The sequence below is a fragment of the Desulforamulus putei DSM 12395 genome, from assembly GCF_900129195.1.
Classification (GTDB): Bacteria; Bacillota; Desulfotomaculia; order Desulfotomaculales; family Desulfotomaculaceae; genus Desulfotomaculum; species Desulfotomaculum putei.
This window is the reverse complement of sequence record NZ_FQUY01000001.1, coordinates 411211-430094: the sequence shown is the minus strand read 5'-3', so window position 1 is coordinate 430094 and position 18884 is coordinate 411211. Positions and strand designations below refer to the sequence as shown.

General features: G+C 49.6%; 15 protein-coding genes and 1 pseudogene. 14 read left to right on the top strand and 2 right to left on the bottom strand.

What is annotated here, in order from left to right:
• Positions 1–498: 498 nt before the first annotated feature.
• The 4 genes and pseudogenes from BUB67_RS01950 to BUB67_RS17130 all read left to right on the top strand — a co-directional run bounded on the left by BUB67_RS01950 (position 499) and on the right by BUB67_RS17130 (position 3780).
• Positions 499–726, top strand: coding sequence for an NAD-dependent epimerase/dehydratase family protein (locus tag BUB67_RS01950; RefSeq protein ID WP_084127612.1), 228 nt, complete (start codon positions 499–501; stop codon positions 724–726).
• Positions 727–910: 184 nt separating this feature from the next.
• On the top strand, positions 911–2548 hold the full coding sequence (locus BUB67_RS01945; protein ID WP_073234841.1) for an AMP-binding protein: 1638 nt from the start codon (positions 911–913) through the stop codon (positions 2546–2548).
• Between the two features lie 224 nt (positions 2549–2772).
• Positions 2773–2964: pseudogene (locus tag BUB67_RS16775) on the top strand (thiamine pyrophosphate-binding protein); the annotation flags it as partial.
• Between the two features lie 684 nt (positions 2965–3648).
• A complete protein-coding gene (locus BUB67_RS17130; RefSeq protein WP_274377213.1) occupies positions 3649–3780 on the top strand; it encodes a hypothetical protein in 132 nt (43 codons plus the stop codon).
• 89 nt (positions 3781–3869) lie between these two features.
• On the opposite strand, the gene BUB67_RS01930 is transcribed toward BUB67_RS17130, so the two are convergent.
• Together BUB67_RS01930 and BUB67_RS01925 are read right to left on the bottom strand one after the other, a co-directional pair.
• Positions 3870–4625, bottom strand: coding sequence for a formate dehydrogenase subunit gamma (locus BUB67_RS01930; protein WP_073234832.1), 756 nt, complete (start codon positions 4623–4625; stop codon positions 3870–3872).
• Position 4626: 1 nt separating this feature from the next.
• On the bottom strand, positions 4627–5640 hold the full coding sequence (locus BUB67_RS01925; RefSeq protein WP_073234829.1) for a 4Fe-4S dicluster domain-containing protein: 1014 nt from the start codon (positions 5638–5640) through the stop codon (positions 4627–4629).
• A gap of 420 nt (positions 5641–6060) precedes the next feature.
• Here BUB67_RS01925 and miaB point away from each other — a divergent pair, with 420 nt between their 5' ends.
• The 10 genes from miaB to BUB67_RS01875 all read left to right on the top strand — a co-directional run bounded on the left by miaB (position 6061) and on the right by BUB67_RS01875 (position 18844).
• Positions 6061–7440: a tRNA (N6-isopentenyl adenosine(37)-C2)-methylthiotransferase MiaB gene (gene miaB / locus BUB67_RS01920; protein ID WP_073234826.1), complete on the top strand. Its 1380-nt coding sequence runs from the start codon at positions 6061–6063 to the stop codon at positions 7438–7440.
• 32 nt (positions 7441–7472) lie between these two features.
• A complete protein-coding gene (locus BUB67_RS01915; protein WP_073234823.1) occupies positions 7473–7850 on the top strand; it encodes a YlbF/YmcA family competence regulator in 378 nt (125 codons plus the stop codon).
• Positions 7851–8040: 190 nt separating this feature from the next.
• Positions 8041–10638 (top strand): DNA mismatch repair protein MutS, encoded by a 2598-nt coding sequence (gene mutS, locus BUB67_RS01910; RefSeq protein WP_073235088.1) that lies wholly within the window; start codon positions 8041–8043, stop codon positions 10636–10638.
• Positions 10639–10775: 137 nt separating this feature from the next.
• Positions 10776–12458, top strand: coding sequence for a hydantoinase/oxoprolinase family protein (locus BUB67_RS01905; protein WP_073234820.1), 1683 nt, complete (start codon positions 10776–10778; stop codon positions 12456–12458).
• A complete protein-coding gene (locus BUB67_RS01900) occupies positions 12455–13810 on the top strand; it encodes a histone deacetylase family protein (protein ID WP_073234817.1) in 1356 nt (451 codons plus the stop codon). The genes BUB67_RS01905 and BUB67_RS01900 overlap by 4 nt, the downstream gene beginning before the upstream one ends.
• Positions 13811–13820: 10 nt before the next feature.
• On the top strand, positions 13821–15734 hold the full coding sequence (mutL, locus tag BUB67_RS01895) for a DNA mismatch repair endonuclease MutL (RefSeq protein ID WP_073234814.1): 1914 nt from the start codon (positions 13821–13823) through the stop codon (positions 15732–15734).
• Positions 15731–16531, top strand: a complete 801-nt coding sequence (locus BUB67_RS01890) for a class I SAM-dependent methyltransferase (protein WP_073234811.1) — start codon at positions 15731–15733, stop codon at positions 16529–16531. The genes mutL and BUB67_RS01890 overlap by 4 nt, the downstream gene beginning before the upstream one ends.
• On the top strand, positions 16528–17475 hold the full coding sequence (miaA, locus tag BUB67_RS01885) for a tRNA (adenosine(37)-N6)-dimethylallyltransferase MiaA (protein WP_073234808.1): 948 nt from the start codon (positions 16528–16530) through the stop codon (positions 17473–17475). The genes BUB67_RS01890 and miaA overlap by 4 nt, the downstream gene beginning before the upstream one ends.
• A gap of 52 nt (positions 17476–17527) precedes the next feature.
• Positions 17528–17770 carry an RNA chaperone Hfq gene (gene hfq, locus BUB67_RS01880; RefSeq protein ID WP_073234805.1) on the top strand — a complete coding sequence of 81 codons (243 nt, stop codon included), beginning with the start codon at positions 17528–17530 and terminating at the stop codon, positions 17768–17770.
• 117 nt (positions 17771–17887) lie between these two features.
• On the top strand, positions 17888–18844 hold the full coding sequence (locus BUB67_RS01875; protein WP_073235085.1) for an AAA family ATPase: 957 nt from the start codon (positions 17888–17890) through the stop codon (positions 18842–18844).
• The last annotated feature ends 40 nt before the right edge of the window (positions 18845–18884 follow it).

Below are 18884 nucleotides of genomic sequence, written 5' to 3'. Positions count from 1 at the left end.
GGCGAGACTTGTCAGGGGTTCATACAGAACAGTTAAATTTCGGGGCCACGGCGACGCGGCCGGGATAGAAAGCCTTGACGTCTTTGGCAGCGCGGTAATGATTGGTTACTTATTGTTGGCTAACAAATGGTTTAGTCAAGTACACGCCAGTACTGTTCATACCGTTTTTTGCTCTGTGGTTGATGATGAAAAAACACTTTAAAGTTCTGATCACTGGCTGTTTGATCTCCGCCCTCATCCTGCCGGCAGCCTGGATTGCCTACTGGAAAGGACTCAAAACCTTGACCGGTTTATCCCGGCAGATGAACTTTTATTCCCTAAAGTCACTGCATTCCCGGACGGTGAAATCCAGCATCAATACAGTGACAGCAGCAAAGCCAGGACGATTTTGCAGTGGCTTCCCCGGTGGGAGTTGGAGCAGGGATTGACGAAAACCCTGGCCTGGTACCGTCAGTACCTTGAGGGAGTGAAAGACTTGGGGTAAAGAAGAAACGAGCGCTGATAACCGGAGCCGGTGGCTTCATCGGCTCCCATCTGATCCGTCGCTTGAAGGCCGAAGAGGTTGAGATCCTGGCAATCATCAGGAGCAAGGGATCGCACACGCCGGACCATGACGATATAACATTTTTGACTGTCGACATCCTGGATTACACAACTCTTCATCAGGAAATCCGGCGCTTTCAGCCGGACATTGTCTTTCATTTGGTTTCGCAAAACTCTACATAAAAATTAAAGAAAATTTGCCAGGGTCCCTAAAAAGGACCCTAAAATTTGTCCATATCCTTGACATAATCTGATATAATAAATTTCATAATTAATCAGTAAATTTGAAAAACAGGTTTGGGGTACCCCGCATTAAGCAAGACCAAGCATTTATTGGCTACAGAAAAATGGAGGGAGTAGGTATAGGATGGTTAGCAATATGACAGATTATGAAAAGGAACGACAAAATTTTCAATGGAATGTTCCCGAGTTTTTTAACTTTGCCGCCGATGTGGTGGATAAATGGGCCCAGAACCCGGACAAACTTGCCATGCTCTGGGTAGATGAACATGACCGGGAGATTAAACGTACTTTTAAGGATTTTAAGGAACGTTCCAGCCGGTTGGCCAACCTGCTGGTGGAAAAGGGTGTTAAGGCTGGGGATGTGGTCATTCTGATCATGCCCCGATACATAGAGTGGTGGGAATCCTTCCTGGCCTGTCTGCGGGTGGGCGCCATTGTAAGTCCCGGCACCATTCAATTGACGTCCAAAGACCTGTCCTACCGGATAAAAACAGCCCGGGCGATTGCCCTTATTACAGATGAAAAAACCGCAGCTAAAGTGGATGAAATTAAAGACAGCCTGCCCACTGTCAAACTGAAAGTGGTAGTGGGGGAACCCAGGGAAGGTTGGCTGCATTATCAGACCGAAATAGAAAAGTACCCTGGGGACTTTGCTACCGTAAAGACAAAAAGTACAGATGGAGCCATTTTATTCTTTACTTCCGGCACCACCGGCAACCCCAAAATGACTTTGCATACCCATGCCAGTTATCCTTATGCCCATATGGTCACCGGCAGGTACTGGCTGGATCTTACCCCGGATGACCTGCACTGGAATTTATCTGATACCGGTTGGGGCAAAGCGGCCTGGAGCAGCCTTTTCGGCCCCTGGCACCAGGGAGCGGCACTGTTTGTCTATCATGAGAGCCGCTTTAACACCAAGCGCTGTCTGGAGGTTCTGCAAAAGTACCCCATTACCACCTTTTGCGGAGCGCCCACCAATTATCGTATGCTGGTGTTAGAAGACTTATCCCAGTATAAATTTCCCGCCCTGAGAAGCTGTACCGGGGCAGGGGAGCCGCTGAACCCCGAGGTTATTGAAACATGGAAGGAAGCCACCGGTTTAACCATCCGGGATGGTTATGGACAGACTGAAACGGTTCTGGTCATCGGCAACTTCCCCTGTGTACCCGTGAAACCCGGCTCCATGGGTAAGCCGGCGCCCGGCTTTGATGTGGAGGTCATTGACGATGACGGCAATATTTTACCTCCCGGTAAGGAGGGAGATATTGCCATCAGGGTTGTTCCGGAACGGCCGGCGGGACTGTTTAAAGAATACTGGCAGGAACCCGAGAGGACCCGGCGTTGTTTCCGGGGCGACTGGTATATTACCGGCGATCGGGCCGTAAAAGACGAAGACGGGTATTTCTGGTTTGTGGGCCGCGCCGACGATGTGATCCTGGCCTCCGGTTACCGTATCGGGCCCTTCGAGGTGGAAAGCGCTTTAATTGAGCATGAGGCCGTGGCAGAATCTGCGGTGGTAGCAAGTCCAGATGATTTACGGGGGGAAATTGTCAAGGCCTTTGTGGTGCTCACAGAGGGCTATCAACCTTCACCCCAGTTGGTAAAGGACTTGCAGGAGCACGTCAAGAAAGTCACCGCCCCCTATAAATACCCCAGAGAAATCGAATTTGTTGATTCTCTGCCCAAAACCGTAAGCGGTAAGATCCGCAGGGTTCAACTGCGGGAAATGGAATGGGCCAGGAAAGGGAAAAAACGATAATATTATGAACAAGGGCACCACTTCGGGTGGTGCCTTTTTGTGTGCCGGTCCCAGTACGAAAAGCAATTCATTATGTAGTTGAGGTAAATGTACAACCGGTTTTCTGTATGAGCCGTCTGGTTTTGGTAAAAATTAAAATAACTTAGAGGGGAGGTTAGATCATGTTCAAAACAGTGGCCCAGGTCATGCTGGATCAACTGGCAAGCTGGTGAGTAAAGCTTGTTTTTGGCGTGGTGGGCGATGGTATTTTTTATCTGTTAGATGCCCTGGCCCGCCAGCAGGCAGTTAAAATCTATGCGGTATGCCATGAGGAAACCGCTGCCTTGATGGCTTCCGCCCATGCCAAATTAACCGGCGAAGTGGCGGTATGCATTGGTACAACGGGACCTGGTATGGTTCCATGGCCCCCTGAATAACAGCATCCTCCGAGCTGGGCATGGTAAACAAGTAAGGCTCGGTAGGACGTACTGCAAGGTCACAGGGTAAATTAAATACATCCATGGGTACGGTGATGTGGGCTGCCATCTTTTTAGACAAGGCAGAATTAAAGGCCCGGTTCATGATTTTTATGGTTGCCTGGGGATCTGCCAGTAAGCTACTGTAAGAAACCAGGGGTTGAACCAGGGTCTGTTGGTCAATGTACTGCTTCTTTTGGGTACCGGGCTTAAGTCACCTCTTATCGTATTTTTATCTTGGTTGCAAGAAGGGCCAGCAAGAACAATAAGACACTACCGATAATGAGAAGATACAAGAAGTCTCCTAGTCTTATCATACACTACACCTCTTTGTAAATGATGTACAATTCAAGTCGAGTTGTGTAGCTTGGATATCCCCTGCGGGGTAAAAATTGGGACAAAAGTCCCTTGAAATATGTCTTCTGGTTGATATTTTTCCATGAAATCATGGTTTATAATAAAAGGAAAATTCTAACTGTTTTACTTTGTTATTGTACGAATTTAAAAAATATGTTACAAAAAGCATTATATGACGTCCTATATATAAAAGTATAAATTTTTAATGTTTGTTTCCTGGATTTTTAATATTTAGGCTCTATAATTGTGACTAAATGGTGTGCCGGAAGAGAGGAATGAAGTTATAAAATGAGAAAAATATTAATAGCAGTTTTATCAATGGCCATCGTGTTACTGGCACTATGGGTCGTTCCCAACATTACCCTGGATACCACAGCCATCATGGAAGTCATTTTAAGAAACGGCAAGAGCTTGTTATAACTTTTGAGAAATATGAAAGAAACCCAGGCAATTTTCGATTGCCTGGGTTTCTTTACTTGTACAGCAAAAACGGTCATAATAACTTTTCCTTACTGATTCCTACCTCCGGCGTGACAATTTTCCGGACAGGCATGGCCAGAGGTGAGGTTGGAGCGACTTCCTTTTGAACTTTCTTGTTTTGCAAGCTTACTATACCAGAGACTATGACGATGTTTTACATACTCCAGGTCTATCTTGCCGGTGAACATACCTGGAAGCAGCGCTCTGTTCTCCTTAAAGAGGAAGGCTGCCAGGTGCCCCACAATGCCAAAGACCAGAAGCATACTGGCTAATGTATGCAGGTTGTTAACCCAAACTAAAAATGTTGGGGAATAATCAACGGTCGGTAGGTTCTTCAATACTTTAATTATACCTGTAATGATAATTAATAAGAGATTAACACCGATAAAGGCGTAAGCAAGTCTTTGCTCTGCCAGGTATTTATCACTGGGTGGTTCCTGTCCCTTGGTAATCATTGCTTTAATAATTTGATAGGATGCCTTTAAGTCACCCTTGCGCGGCAAGGCATCATATTCTTTTCTCAGCACATGATACACAATGTGATAGGCTACTGCAAAAATTAAAGCTACTGCAGCTATATAATGGATTACAATGGTGACGGAATAATCCGCACTCCAACTCATGCCTGGCAGGTCGGCTATATGATAGCGCTTGTACATTGGCATTTGTCCAAATCCGCTAAGAATAAGCAAGAATGTGGAAATGGCAACTGTCCAGTGCACAAATAATACTGAAAAACCGTGGCGTTTTACCTTATTCTCGCCCTGAAGAATTTTTTCAGCCATGCTATTCATCACCTTTCATTTTTTTATAAGCGGTAAAACCTGCCAGTGCTGCACCTGCTACCGGAGCAACCAGCATACTGAGTACCATACCGTTGGCTGTATCTAAGAAGTTACCTACTTTAACAGGCATTAAGGGATATCCCGGGGCCGTTGGGTTTGGTTGCTTAGACTTGTTTTCCTTCAATTTTTCATGGATTTTTTCAAAGGGAACTTGGGACACATAGAAGGTAGAAGTACCTCCGTTTTCTTTATCACCGTATATAAAACCACCAATTTCTTTAGCTCTCTGTTGGGCCAGTTTCTTCATTTCAGCTTTGCTTCCAAAGGATATTGCACCATTAGGGCAAGCCTCCACACAGGCAGGTTGGCCACCGGTTTTGATGCGGTCATAACACAGGTCGCATTTGTACATAACACCTGCACCCAGATATTCTGGTGCTATCTTCATGTACAACCCAACTCCCGCCTGACGGGCAGGAATACCCCAGGGGCAAACATCACGGCATTTTGCTCCACCAAGGCATAGATCTTTGTTGATCAAAGTCACACCCTCAGCTGTCTTCGCCTGTGCTCCAAAGGGACATAAATTAGCACAGGGCGGATTATCACAATGCATACACCGCCTGGGAATAGCCACTTCCACCTGCTTACCCTCATGTTCGACCTTTACCTTTTGTACAAATATCCAGTTATAGGGGGTTAGGCGAGTGGTAACTTCCTTTTTGTCCTGCCAGTCTTCTTTCTTTTTATTAGGCCAGTAATAAGGTATTTGTTCCGAGGGTACTGGGGAGGGGTACTTATCCTTGTTCGTCTGCCTGCAGGAACTCACACACTTAGCTACCTTCTCACCGGCACAACCGTTACACTTTGTCAGATCAATAAGAGTACCTACCGGACCAGTCAAAGATTTAGTGGAGGCCCCAGCTGTTTTGTTACCTCCATATAGAACAGCGCCACCTGCGATACCCGTAGCTAGGCTACGTTTGAGAAACTCTCGCCTGGATAATCCGGACACATAAATCCCTCCTGAAGAATGACGTTATTTCCAGCATCAATACCCCCATGGGTATTATTAATACATACGATAACATGTAATTTTTTGTTAGTCAACTACTAGAATAACGCAATATAATTATTAAGTGGCGATTCGGAAAATAACAGTATACCCGTTAGGGGTATGCTTGTTTGGAAGGGGGATTGACTGGACCCGTTTCATTATAAATCGGTGCGGGTTTGCTAATTTTACTGCTATTCAAAAAGGGCGACTCAAATGTTAAAAAAAATAAGCCCCCATTTGCCCTGATAATAATTTAGTATGTTTACATTACAAAAACTGAAAAATATAACTATCAGTTTGCATTCCAGTAAAAAATATGGGAAAATGTTAGTGCTCAATGAAATTTATCCCAACTGCTTGTCGGAGGCTTAAATATAGATGGTAGAAAAGATTGAATATAAGTCCCCAAACAAAAAGGTAGAGGGGCAAAAGAAATATTTGATCCAGTCCTTCGGGTGTCAAATGAATGAACGGGACGCCGAATCCCTGTCCGGGATATTGGAGGACCTGGGTTACATCCCTACGGATGCCCAAGAAGAGGCGGACATTATCATCTTAAATACCTGTTGTGTCCGTGAAACAGCGGAGAGCAAGGTATACGGTTTGCTTGGACGCTTAAGAAAGTTAAAGGTGGCAAAGCCGGACTTGATTTTAGGGGTATGCGGGTGTATGCCCCAGCAGGAGGATGTGGCAAAGAAGATACGTCACAACTTTCCCTTTGTGGATTTGATCTTTGGCACCCATAATGTGCATGAACTGCCGCGCATGATCCATCAAGTGCAGGAAAATCACGAGGCGGTGCTGGAGGTTTGGGCCACCGAGAAAGGGATCGTCGAGAATGTCCCGGTACGCCGCAAAGATAAACTGAAAGCCTGGGTCACCATTATGTATGGCTGCAACAATTTCTGTACCTATTGCATCGTTCCCTATGTGCGGGGGCGGGAGCGCAGCCGGAAACCTGAGGATATCATTAAAGAAATTCAAGATTTGGTGCAGGAAGGTTATAAAGAAGTCACACTGTTAGGGCAAAATGTCAATTCCTACGGTAAAGATATGGATGTCAATTACCGGTTTGCGGATCTTCTTCTTGACCTGGATAAAATTGAGGGTTTGGAGCGCATTCGGTTTATGACTTCGCACCCCCGGGATTTTGATCAGAGGTTGATTGATGTAATCGCCTCGGCGAAAAAGGTGTGCGAGCATTTTCACCTGCCTGCCCAGGCAGGCAGCAACCGTATCCTGAAACTGATGAACAGGGGTTATACCCGGGAACAGTACTTGGATCTCATCCAAAGAATCAAAAGTGCGGTTCCCAATGCCAGCATCACAGCGGATTTAATGGTGGGTTTTCCCGGTGAAACCGAGGAGGATTTTGCCGATACCCTTGACCTGGTCAAACGCGTCCGCTATGACAGCGCCTTTACCTTTGTCTATAACATTCGCACCGGCACACCCGCCGCCAAAATGGAACAGGTCGCTGAGGAAGTAAAAAGTGAAAGAATTCAACGGTTAATCGAATTGCAGAATAAAATCTCCTGTGAAAACAACCGGCAGGAAGAAGGCAAAGTCTTTGAAGTGCTGGTGGAAGGGGAAACCCAAAACAACCCTGACTTGCTGGCCGGCCGCACCCGCACCAATAAGCTGGTTGTTTTTCAGGGACCCATTGAACTGACCGGGAAGCTGGTGCAGGTCAAGATCACAAAGGGCAGGCTCAATTTATTAGAGGGAGAACTGGTGCTTAACGGTACCAATGATTAATTCTCTGAATATGACTGGGGGAGGTGAAATTGATGAGTGATGTGGTTTTAGAAAAGGCTTTGGAGTTGGGTAAACTGATTGCTAATTCTGAGAAATATAAAACCATGCGGGAAAAAGAGGCTGCCATGATGTCAGACGCTGATGCCGTTGCTTTAATTGAAAAATTTCAGCATCTCCAACACTCCCATCAAATGATGCGGATGCAGGGCCATGAACTGACCGATGAGCAACTAAACGAAGTGTACGCCCTAGAAGACCAGATGATGGCAAATCCTCTTATTAGGGAATTTGCAGAGATACAGGACCAGTTCCAAAAATTCCTCAATCAGGTAAATGAGCGCATCAGTGAAGGAATTGAAGGGAACCCTCCGGAAACCCATAGCTGCTCTGCCTGCGGTCCTTACACCTGAGGTTAAGCAACAGTCGTAGTTCTACGACACTAACCTGATAGTTTATCTTATGATAAGAGAAAAGCCCCCTGGAACTTGATCAAACTCCAGGGGGTTTTCCTTTTGGCACAATGCTTTAGGAAGTCGCCTGCAGCAGGTTTGTCTATGGTATAATTGGGTACGGGAGGAGATATTTGTGGCCTTAACTCCAATGATGCAGCAGTACCTGGAAATTAAGAAACAAGTTCCCGATGCGATTTTATTTTTTCGTCTGGGAGACTTTTATGAAATGTTCTTTGAAGATGCCAAATTGGCATCCAAAGAGTTGGAGATAACTCTGACGGGACGGGATGCCGGGGAACCGGAACGGGTTCCCATGTGCGGCGTACCCTTTCACTCGGCGGATAATTATATCAGTAAATTAATTGATAAAGGATATAAGGTGGCCATCTGCGAACAGGTGGAGGATCCCAGGGCCGCTAGGGGAATCGTCAAACGTGAAGTGGTGCGGGTGATTACGCCCGGTACCGTCATCGACGGGAGCATGTTAAATGAAAAGGATAATAACTACCTGGTGGCCCTTTGTCAGGTGAATACCGGCACCTATGGCATGGCAGTAACCGATTTATCAACGGGACTATTCCAGGTGACGGAAATGGAAGGCCCCTGGGCTTTGGACGGTTTGCTGGACGAGGTTGTACGGTTGTCGCCCAGGGAAGTGCTGCTGACCCATGACGTGATAAAGGATGAAAAGGCGGCCAGGGTTTTAAACAGCCTTCCAGCCACCACATTAACAACCCTCGGCCATATCTCGGATCTGCCGGACTACTGGCAAATTCTCACAGATCATTTCGGGGCAGACAAGATAGCCGCTTATTTGAACAAGCAGGCCATGTGCCAGGCAGCCGGCAGTTTGCTCCGTTATTTGACGGAAACCCAAAGGCGTAAGTTAAAGCATATTACCGAAATTACATCTTACTCTCCCAAAGCTTACATGGTTTTGGACGGCGTTGCCAGGCGCAACCTGGAAATCACCAGATCCCTAAGAGTCGGGGAGAAAAAGGGGACACTGCTTTGGGTCCTGGATAAGACCCGCACCGCCATGGGGGGCCGTATGCTGAAAAACTGGCTGGAACAGCCCTTGATCGACCTGGTTAAAATTCAGGAACGGTTGGATGCGGTGGAGGAATTGGTGAACTCCCTCCTGCTGCGCGAGGAACTGGCAGGGGCCCTGAAACAAATCTATGACCTGGAGCGGTTAACAGCACGGGCAGCCTACGGCAGCGCCAACGGCCGGGACATGACGGCACTGCTGGGTTCACTGGAGAAACTTCCTTTGATACATGAAGCTTTGCAGCAGTGCCAGAGCCCGTTGCTGCGAAGTATCTGTGCACAGTTTGATACCCTGGCTGATCTGAGAGACCTGTTGTTTTCCTCCCTAGCGGAAAACCCGCCCGTTTCTCTCAGGGACGGGGGTTTAATCAAAGAAGGTTATCATGCGGAAGTTGATCAACTGCGTGCCGCCGCCAGGGACGGCAAGGCCTGGCTGGCCGGTTTGGAGGCCAGGGAGAAGGAAAAGACCGGTATTAAAAATTTAAAGGTGGGTTTTAACAAGGTTTTTGGGTACTATCTGGAAGTGACCCGCGCCAATCTCAATGCAGTGCCGGACTATTACCAACGCCGGCAAACCCTGGCCAATGCCGAGCGGTTTATTACCCCGGAGCTGAAAGAATATGAAAGCATGATTTTAGGGGCCGAAGACAGGCTGGTGGAGCTGGAATACAATTTATTTGTGGAGATCCGCAACAGGGTGGCTGCCGAAGTGCACAGAATCCAAAAAACCGCCGCCCTGGTGGCGCAAATTGATGCGCTGGTATCCCTGGCAGAGGTGGCAGCCCGCCAGGGGTATGTAAGGCCCGAGGTATCTGATGACGGGAGAATTGAGATCACCGAGGGACGGCACCCGGTGGTGGAAGTGACCTTGGGGCCGGGGGGGTTTGTGCCCAATGACACCTACCTGGATACAGAGAACCAGCGGCTGTGTTTGATTACCGGGCCTAATATGGGTGGCAAAAGTACCTACCAGAGGCAGGTGGCTTTAATTGTGCTGATGGCCCAGGTGGGGAGCTTTGTGCCGGCTTCCCGGGCCAAAATCGGCATTGTTGACAGGATTTTTGCCAGGGTAGGGGCCTCGGACGATCTTACCTCCGGACAAAGCACCTTTATGGTAGAAATGTTCGAAACCAAGCAAATTCTTGACCACACCACCCCCAAAAGTCTGGTCATTATTGATGAACTGGGCAGGGGCACTTCAAATCTGGAGGGTATGGCCATTGCCCAGGCGGTCATTGAGTATCTACATAATGCAGTAGGTTGCCGGACTCTTTTTTCAACCCATTATCATGAACTGGCCGAACTTGAGGGGTTGCTGCCCGGGCTGAAAAATTATGCCACTGCCGTTAAGGAGCAAGGGAACCAGGTGGCTTTTTTACGAAAGGTGGTACGGGCCAGGGCCAGTAAAAGCTACGGCGTGCACTGTGCCAGGCTGGCCGGCCTGCCCGGCGACATTATCCACAGGGCCGCTGAACTGGTCCAACAACTGGAATATCACCAGCGGGCAGCCCAGGAGGTTGTGGCAGGCAAAAACCAGGTGGCTGTCGCAATTCATGAACAACAATTAACTATGTTTTCGACGGAGCATGATTGGCTGCGGGAGGAAATTTTAGCCTTGGACATTCCTAATATGACGCCGCTCCAAAGCCTTAATTACCTGGATAAACTGCAAAGAAAGCTACGAAAAAAGAAATAAATTGATTCTTTGTTCTTTTTCCTAATGCAATTATAAAAGGGATTATGATAAACTTGGAATAATGATATCCGGTTGAGGCGAATAAATGTTATTCTGCAGGGGATGTCGGTTGGATTATTACATTAAGGAGGCCCGTCATGTTTATTGGCATTGATGTTGGAGGTACCTGCACAGATGCTGTTCTGCTGGATGGCGGTGCTGTTCGTGCAACCGCAAAGGTGGAAACCCAGGAAGATTTGCTGATTTCGCTGGGAGATGCCTTGGACAACTTATTAAAGGGAATACCCGGTGAAAAGATCCAGCGGGTTGTCTTTAGTACCACCATCGTGACCAATCTGATCGCCGAGAAGAAATACGACCCGGTGGGGGTGCTCTTGCTGCCCGGGCCCGGCCGTACTTTCATGGAGTTCCGGCAACAGGATGACGTTTTCTTCTTAACCGGGGCCATTGATTATCGTGGCCGTGAAATCATTCCCCTGGAAGAAGCGGAACTGGCAAAGGCGCTCCGGTGGCTGGAGGACAAGGGATATCAAAGGGTTGCCGTGATAGGGAAATTTTCCACCCGCAACAACGCCCATGAACTTCGGGTGGCTCAATATATTAAGCAACATCATCCTGAATGGCAGGTGGAAATGGGGCACCGGGCCGGCGGTAGATTAAATTTTCCGCGCCGGATTACCAATACCGTGTTAACCTGCGCCACCAGGGATAAGTACCATTATTTTGCCAATGCGGTGCGGGATGCCATGGCCCGCAGGGACATCAGCGCCGATGTGTTCATCTTAAAGGCGGACGGCGGCACCCTGCCCCTGACGGTTTCCGAACAAGTGCCGGTGGAAACCATTTTCTCCGGGCCCGCTGCCAGCACCCTGGGGGTACAGGCCCTTACACCGGCGGGAGAAACCTCCCTGGTGGTGGATATCGGCGGCACCACCACCGACCTGGCCTTAATTCTTTCCGGCCAGCCGCTGCTGGCTTCCCGGGGCGCCAAAATCGGTGACCGGTTTACCCAGGTACGGGCGCTGGCGGTACACTCCGTGCCGGTAGGCGGCGACAGTGTGGTGGAACGGGTAGGCAAGGAAATCATTATTTATTCAGAGCGGGTGGGCCATGCCTACTGCCTGGGTGGTCCGCTGCCTACACCTACCGATGCTTTACGGGTTATGGGCATGACCCAAATCGGCGATGAAGACCGGGCCCGGGAGGCTATGGTACGGCTGGGGGCCCCGGTGGGCATGGGGCCCATGGAAGTGGCTCACACCATTGTCGGTCTGGTGATTAACACGGTGGTAACGGAAATCGAGCAGATGTTTGTGGAATGGGAGCAGGAGCCCGCTTACCGGGTTTGGGAAGTACTGCAGAAGAAAAAGCTGCGCCCGCAAAACGTCGTGGGGGTGGGGGGCGGCGCTGCCGGTTTTGTTCCTCAAATCGCCGCCCGTTTGGGTTGTACCCCCATCTTACCTCCCTACGCGCCGGTAGCCAACGCCATCGGAGCAGCGGTGGCCAGACCTACGCTGCAGGTGAACCTGCTGGCGGATACCGAGCGTCAGATTTTTATTGTAGAAGAAGAGGGCTACCAGGGGAAGCTGAGCGGCAAGCTGGATGAAATCGGGGCGGTGGAATTGGCCAAATCCTGGTTGATGAAGCGGGCGGAAAAAATGAACCTGCTGGAATATGTGCAGGAGATTGAAATCACCAACCGGGATGTTTTTAATATCGTGCGCGACTGGCGAACCACCGGCAGGCTGTATCACATATCGGTGCAAACACCCAGGGGAATTTTAGGTCACATCGGTTCCGGGGGGAGGTTGATGAAATGATGAAAAAGACCGGCATTATTTTCTTTCCTGCCTTTGACTGGGCCATTTCCGCCACCCACCCGGAGCGTGAAGAGCGGCTTTTGTACACCCGGGACCAGATGTTTGAGGAAGGCATTCTGGATCTCCCGGAAATTGAAGAATTTTCTCCCCGGTTGGCCTCCGAGCATGATATTTGCCGGGTCCATTTTTGTGTGCCGTCGGTCAGTGACCAGGTATTGGAGGCCCACCGTATTGCAGCCGGAGCGGCCATGCACTTGGGAGATAAAATTATAGCCAAACAAATCAAGAACGGTTTTGCTTTGGTCCGCCCGCCGGGGCACCATGCCATGAGGGTGGTCCACGGCAACCGGGGTTTTTGCAATATTAACAATGAAGCGGTGCTGGTGGAATACCTGAGAAGGACCTACGGCGTGAAAAAAATTGCCATTGTAGACACCGATGTCCACCATGGTGACGGGACCCAGGACATTTTTTACCATGACCCGGATGTGCTGTTTATTTCTTTTCACCAGGACGGCCGTACCATTTATCCCGGCACCGGTTTTACCTATGAGTTAGGGGGGCCGGGCGCCTATGCATCCACTATTAACATACCGCTGCCGCCCGGAGTGACGGATGCCGGGCTCCACTATGTCATGGATCACTTGATTTCACCCATTCTGGCGGATTTTCAACCGGACTTCGTGGTAAATTCCGCCGGTCAGGACAATCACTTTACCGATCCCCTGGGCCAAATGCGCATCACTGCCCAGGGTTATGCCAGGCTGACGGAAAAATTAAAGCCGGATTTGGCTGTCCTTGAGGGCGGGTATGCCATTGAGACCGCTTTACCTTATGTAAACCTGGCCATTTTACTGGCGCTGGCGGGCAAGGATTATTCCTCCGTCCTTGAACCGGAATACAATCCGGACCGGTTTAAAGAGAATCCCAAGGTTACATCCGAAATCCACAGGGTGGTGGGGGAACTGCAAGAAATATGGGCCAACCGGCACAAAGCAGACAAGTTTGCTCTGGCCAACGGGGCTAAATACTACCAGCGTACCAAACCCATTTATTACGATACCCAGTTCATTGAAGAAAAACAAATTGAAAAGGTGCGGGTGTGCGCCCAGTGCCCCGGCTATATAACCATTGATTCCCAGGCGTACCATCCCGACGGCAAACGATACCACGTGCTGGCCATTACCATCCCCATTCAGGCCTGCAAATATTGCCAGGAAGAGGGATGGGATGCCTATGAACAATACAAGCACGACTACCGTTTTAATTATGTATATTTGCAGGATAAGTCCACTGATACCTTCATGATGTATCGGCGTGAGGAACGTCAGGAGTTTCGTTCAGACGGTTAGGGGTGACATTTTGGGGAACATCATTGTACTGGATGAAACCATAGCCAACCAAATTGCCGCCGGAGAGGTTGTGGAACGCCCGGTTTCGGTTGTCAAAGAATTGGTAGAAAACAGTCTGGACGCAGGGGCCGACCGAATTACAGTGGAATTGTCACAGGGTGGTATCACGGGCATCAAAGTGGTTGACAACGGGTGCGGCATGTCAGCCCGGGATGCCGAACTTTGCTTTCAGCGTCATGCCACCAGTAAAATTCGCCGGGCCGAGGATTTAAATAACATCCTTACCCTGGGGTTCAGGGGCGAGGCCTTGCCTAGCATTGCTGCCGTGGCCCGGGTAACGTTAACTACCAGAACAGCAGGTGACCTGGGGGGCACCGTGGTCCACATCGAGGCCGGGCAGATAAAAGAAATTTCCCCTGCCGGGTGCCCCGTCGGGACCACTGTTGAGGTAAGAGACCTTTTTTTTAATACGCCGGCCAGAAGAAAATTTCTCAAATCAGCCACCGTCGAGACCGGTCAGGTCAGTGATTTAATGTCAAGACTGGCCATGGCCAGACCGGATGTCCGTTTTGAACTGCGCAGCGGCGGTAGAGTTCTTTTTTCCAGTCCCGGGAACGGTTCGTTAAAGGATACCGCTGCCGGCATCTTCGGGACGGATAACGTGCGCAGCATGCTGGAGGTCAACTACCAGGGGCGTTTGTTATCCCTGACCGGGCTCATCAGCAAGCCTGTGTTGACCCGTGCCTCCCGGCAGTATCAAAATTTCTTCATTAACGGCAGGTACATTCGCAGTGGGCTGGTTTCTTCCGTTCTACAACAGGCCTATCAAACCCAAATCCCCGCCGGGCGCTTTCCTGTTGCCATCTTGCATTTGACCCTCGATCCCACCCAGGTGGATGTGAATGTTCACCCTACCAAAATGGAAGTGCGGCTGGCCAGGGAAAAAGAGGTCCTGGAGGAACTGCTGGAAGCCCTGAGTAAGCATCTTAATTTAACCGGAGCCATCGGTGGGTTGTGGGAGAACATGCCGGGGAGGACAAATACCCGGTCTCAGGAAGCGCAGACCCCGGGCGAACAAGCACAAACTGAAAAACCCAAGGCCAGTGAACAACCGGCAAAGATTCCGGAATGCCGGTGCCATGAAAACGAAGCAAGGGCCGGGGAGTCCTTTGCCAATGTCACGGGCAGAGAGCAGCTACGTCTTTCACTGCCTGTTCGGCCCGGAGAAACACCGCAACCGGCGGAACCTCAAAGCATTGACAGGGTTCCGGAGAGTCAGGATGGGCTGCTGCAAACCCTGCATCATCCCAGGGTTTTTGAAAATAAAAGTCCTTATCAACCGGAGACTTTTTTTCCCGCTTTAACACCGGCCGGCCAGGTGCCTCCCACCTATGTGCTGGCCTACGGCGAAGGCGGCTTATATATCATCGACCAGCACGCCGCCCATGAGAGGGTTTTGTATGAAAGATACCAGGACCTGCTGCAGCAGGAGGTTCCGTCCCAAATGCTGCTGGAGCCCGTCACCCTGGAAATACCCCATCATGAGGCCCAACTGGTTGTGCGCCATGTCATTGATTTTAACGAGATCGGGTTTATACTGGAACACTTCGGCGGAGATACTTTTTTATTAAGGGGCGTACCGCCCCAGGCTTTGACAGCTCCCGGGGAAATCTTCATGGACCTGCTGGCCAGATTACAGGAAAGTCCTTCCCATAAACTGGACAGGGGACTGGTAATCGACCGGTTGGCGGCTGCCATGGCCTGCCGGGAAGCGGTGAAAGCGGGAAAGAATCTGGGCAGCATAGAAGTGAAGGCCCTGTTGGAGGGCTTGGCCCGCTGCCGGCGGCCCTTTACCTGTCCCCATGGAAGGCCCACCCTCATTCAAATTACCCATGAGGAGCTGAATAAAAGGTTCAAACGATGAAAAGGTCCCTTGTTATTACCACAGGCATCCGCAGCGCTGCAGACCTGGAAGAAAAGGCCCTGGCATTAAGCCGGGAACTGAATGTCCCGTATATACGGCGGGAAAAGAAATCCCTGGCAGCTGTCCGGGAGCAAGGTCAGGCGGACGCCATCCTGCTGGTATCTCAGGATAAATTATCTATGGTTATTGATGGAAAGGAACTGTTTTTTCATCCAGGATTAGCCAAATTACGTATAAAGGAAATCCAGTCTGGGAAAACTGACCAAATGATTAGAGCCATGAATCTTAAAGAGGGTGATTCTCTGCTGGACTGCACCCTAGGTCTGGCTGCGGATGCCCTGGTGGCCAGTTATGTGGTAGGTCCCCGGGGGACGGTCATTGGTCTGGAGGATGCCGCACCGGTGGCGGAAATCGTGCGCCGAGGTTTACAGTCCTACACCGGGGAAAAACCGGAACTACTCAACGCCATGAGGAGAATTCAAGTGGTCCATACAGATCACTTGACGTATCTGAAAAACCTGCCCGCCGGTTCCTTTGACGTGGTTTATTTTGACCCCATGTTCCGGGTTGCCAGGGAAAAGTCCAGCTCCATGGCCCCGCTGCGTCCCTTTGCCAACAACAGTCCCTTGGCAAAGGAAGCGGTGGCTGAGGCAGTCCGGGTGGCCAGAAAGAGAGTGGTGATGAAAGAAAACCGGGGCAGTGAGGAATTTCAGCGGTTGAACTTTCATAGGATTCAGGGAGGAAGATATTCTCCCGTGGCCTACGGCATTATTGAAAAGGTGGTGCCGTGCCAGTGAAGGACCTGAGACCTTTAGTTGTTATTGTAGGTCCCACTGCCTCCGGCAAAACGGATGTGGCCATTGAGCTGGCCAAAATGGTTAAGGGAGAAGTGATTTCTGCCGATTCCATGCTGGTTTACCGGGGCATGGATATTGGGACGGCCAAACCAACCCCGGCAGAAATGCAAGGCATTCCCCATCATTTGATAGACATTGTGGACCCCGATGAAGAATTTAGCGTGGCTATGTTCCAAACGGCCGCGGAGAAGTTAATCGTGGAAATAACCGACAGGGGGAACCTGCCGCTGCTGGTGGGCGGTACGGGACTGTATGTTCGTTCGGTCATCGATCACTATGATTTTACCCCGGCGCCCAGGGATCAAAAGTTAAGGGAACGACTTAAACAGCAGGCGGCAACACTGGGAAACGAGGAGATGCACAGAAGACTGGCCGCAGTGGACCCGGCATCCGCTGCCCGGCTGCACCCCAATGACATCCGGCGAGTAATCCGGGCCCTGGAAGTGTATTATCAAACCGGCAAGCCCATATCAGAATATCAGTACACGCAAACAAACACCGCTCCCAAGTACCGTTTAAAAATGTTTGGCTTAACCATGGACCGGCAATTACTGTACAGAAGAATTGAACAACGGGTAGACCTGATGCTGCAAAGGGGTCTGGTGGAAGAAGTCAGGCAGTTGATGCAGCGGTACGATACATGGGGAACTGCGCTGCAGGGGCTGGGTTATAAGGAAATCATTGCTTATCTTAAGGGAGAATGTACCCTGGCAGAGGCGGTGGAAATATTAAAACGGAATACGCGGCGCTTTGCCAAGCGACAGCTTACCTGGTTCAGGGCAGATAAACGAATTCACTGGCTGAACATGCAGGACTACAGCGACAAAAATGCGGTTGCCAGGGAAATTGCTAAACAAATAGCAGGAGAATTAGTAAGTGTGTAGAACAGTACATGGTAGAGAAAGAAAATATTTTCCAATGATGGAGGGAACCCTCATGACGAAACCCCAGATTAATTTACAAGATGCCTTTCTAAACCAAGTAAGAAAGGAAAATATCCCGGTAACCATATTTCTCATCAATGGTTTTCAATTGAAGGGTATGGTGAAAGGTTTTGATAACTTTACCGTTATCTTGGAAAGCGACGGTAAACAATTGATGGTTTATAAGCATGCCATTTCAACAATTAGCCCGCTGCGTCCCGTTAATACCTCCTTTTCGGAAAACAAGCCTGTGTGATAAAACACTGATTGCCTCTCCCGGACGGAGGGGCCTTTTGATTTTTTGGTAACAATTTAAACCTCTGAGCGTATAATGTTTAACAACCTATTACGTTATCGCCCGGAGGTGAATACCCTGGTTAAGATAAGAATGTGGCAAAACCCGCCCAGGCCCGAATCACCAAAACCAGGCGGTCCGCTCAGAAAATCTTCCTTGACGGGCAAGCAGCCTCCACAGCAGGACAAAACCCAGGGTAACGAAGATGCCAGCAGAAAAGCCACCCAGGAAATTTTAGGAGAGCTGGACCAGCTGATCGGCCTGTCCAGTGTCAAAAAACTGGTCAAGGAAATTCAGGCCTTTGTGGAAATTCAAAAGCTCAGACAAAAGGAAAAGCTTATTTACGAACCCATGGTGCTGCATATGATTTTCAAAGGGAACCCAGGCACCGGCAAAACCACTGTTGCCAGAATCATCGGGCGGTTATTTAAGGAAATGGGGGTACTGCCCAAAGGTCATCTCATTGAGGTTGAGCGGGCGGACCTGGTGGGAGAGTATATTGGCCATACGGCTGCCAAAACCCGTGATCAGATCAAAAAAGCCCTCGGGGGCATCCTTTTTATCGATGAGGCTTACTCACTGGCCAGGGGCGGCGAGAAGGATTTTGGCAAAGAAGCCATTGATTCCATGGTGGCCAGCATGGAAAACAATAAGGACAATTTAATCATTATTTTAGCCGGGTACCAGGATGAAATGAATTACTTTTTAGAAACCAACCCGGGGCTGCGCTCCCGTTTTCCCATACATATCACCTTTCCGGATTACACCCTCGATGAGCTGATGGAGATTGCCGACTTGATGCTGAAACAGCGCCAGTATATTCTAGCCCCCTTGGCCCGGGAGGAGCTTTATAAAATCCTGCAAAATCAAACTCGGAAGCATGAACACAGCGGTAATGCCAGGCTGGTCCGCAACTTGATTGAGCGGGCCATGCGTCACCAGGCGGTGCGCCTGGTGGGACGGAAAAACATTACCCGGGACGACCTGATGACCATTAACAAGGAAGACTTGACAGAGGCTCTGGAGGAAATATAATACCTTCAGAGCCATAAAAATTAACAATCATGGAGGCAAC

Bases quoted from the DNA above. Each gene is read 5' to 3' on its own strand.
- BUB67_RS01945 (WP_073234841.1), top strand. From the start codon at position 911: ATGGTTAGCAATATGACAGATTATGAAAAGGAACGACAAAATTTTCAA.
- BUB67_RS17130 (WP_274377213.1), top strand. From the start codon at position 3,649: ATGAGAAAAATATTAATAGCAGTTTTATCAATGGCCATCGTGTTACTG.
- BUB67_RS01930 (WP_073234832.1), bottom strand. From the start codon at position 4,625: ATGGCTGAAAAAATTCTTCAGGGCGAGAATAAGGTAAAACGCCACGGT.
- miaB (WP_073234826.1), top strand. From the start codon at position 6,061: ATGGTAGAAAAGATTGAATATAAGTCCCCAAACAAAAAGGTAGAGGGG.
- BUB67_RS01915 (WP_073234823.1), top strand. From the start codon at position 7,473: ATGAGTGATGTGGTTTTAGAAAAGGCTTTGGAGTTGGGTAAACTGATT.
- mutS (WP_073235088.1), top strand. From the start codon at position 8,041: ATGATGCAGCAGTACCTGGAAATTAAGAAACAAGTTCCCGATGCGATT.
- BUB67_RS01905 (WP_073234820.1), top strand. From the start codon at position 10,776: ATGTTTATTGGCATTGATGTTGGAGGTACCTGCACAGATGCTGTTCTG.
- BUB67_RS01900 (WP_073234817.1), top strand. From the start codon at position 12,455: ATGATGAAAAAGACCGGCATTATTTTCTTTCCTGCCTTTGACTGGGCC.
- BUB67_RS01890 (WP_073234811.1), top strand. From the start codon at position 15,731: ATGAAAAGGTCCCTTGTTATTACCACAGGCATCCGCAGCGCTGCAGAC.
- hfq (WP_073234805.1), top strand. From the start codon at position 17,528: ATGACGAAACCCCAGATTAATTTACAAGATGCCTTTCTAAACCAAGTA.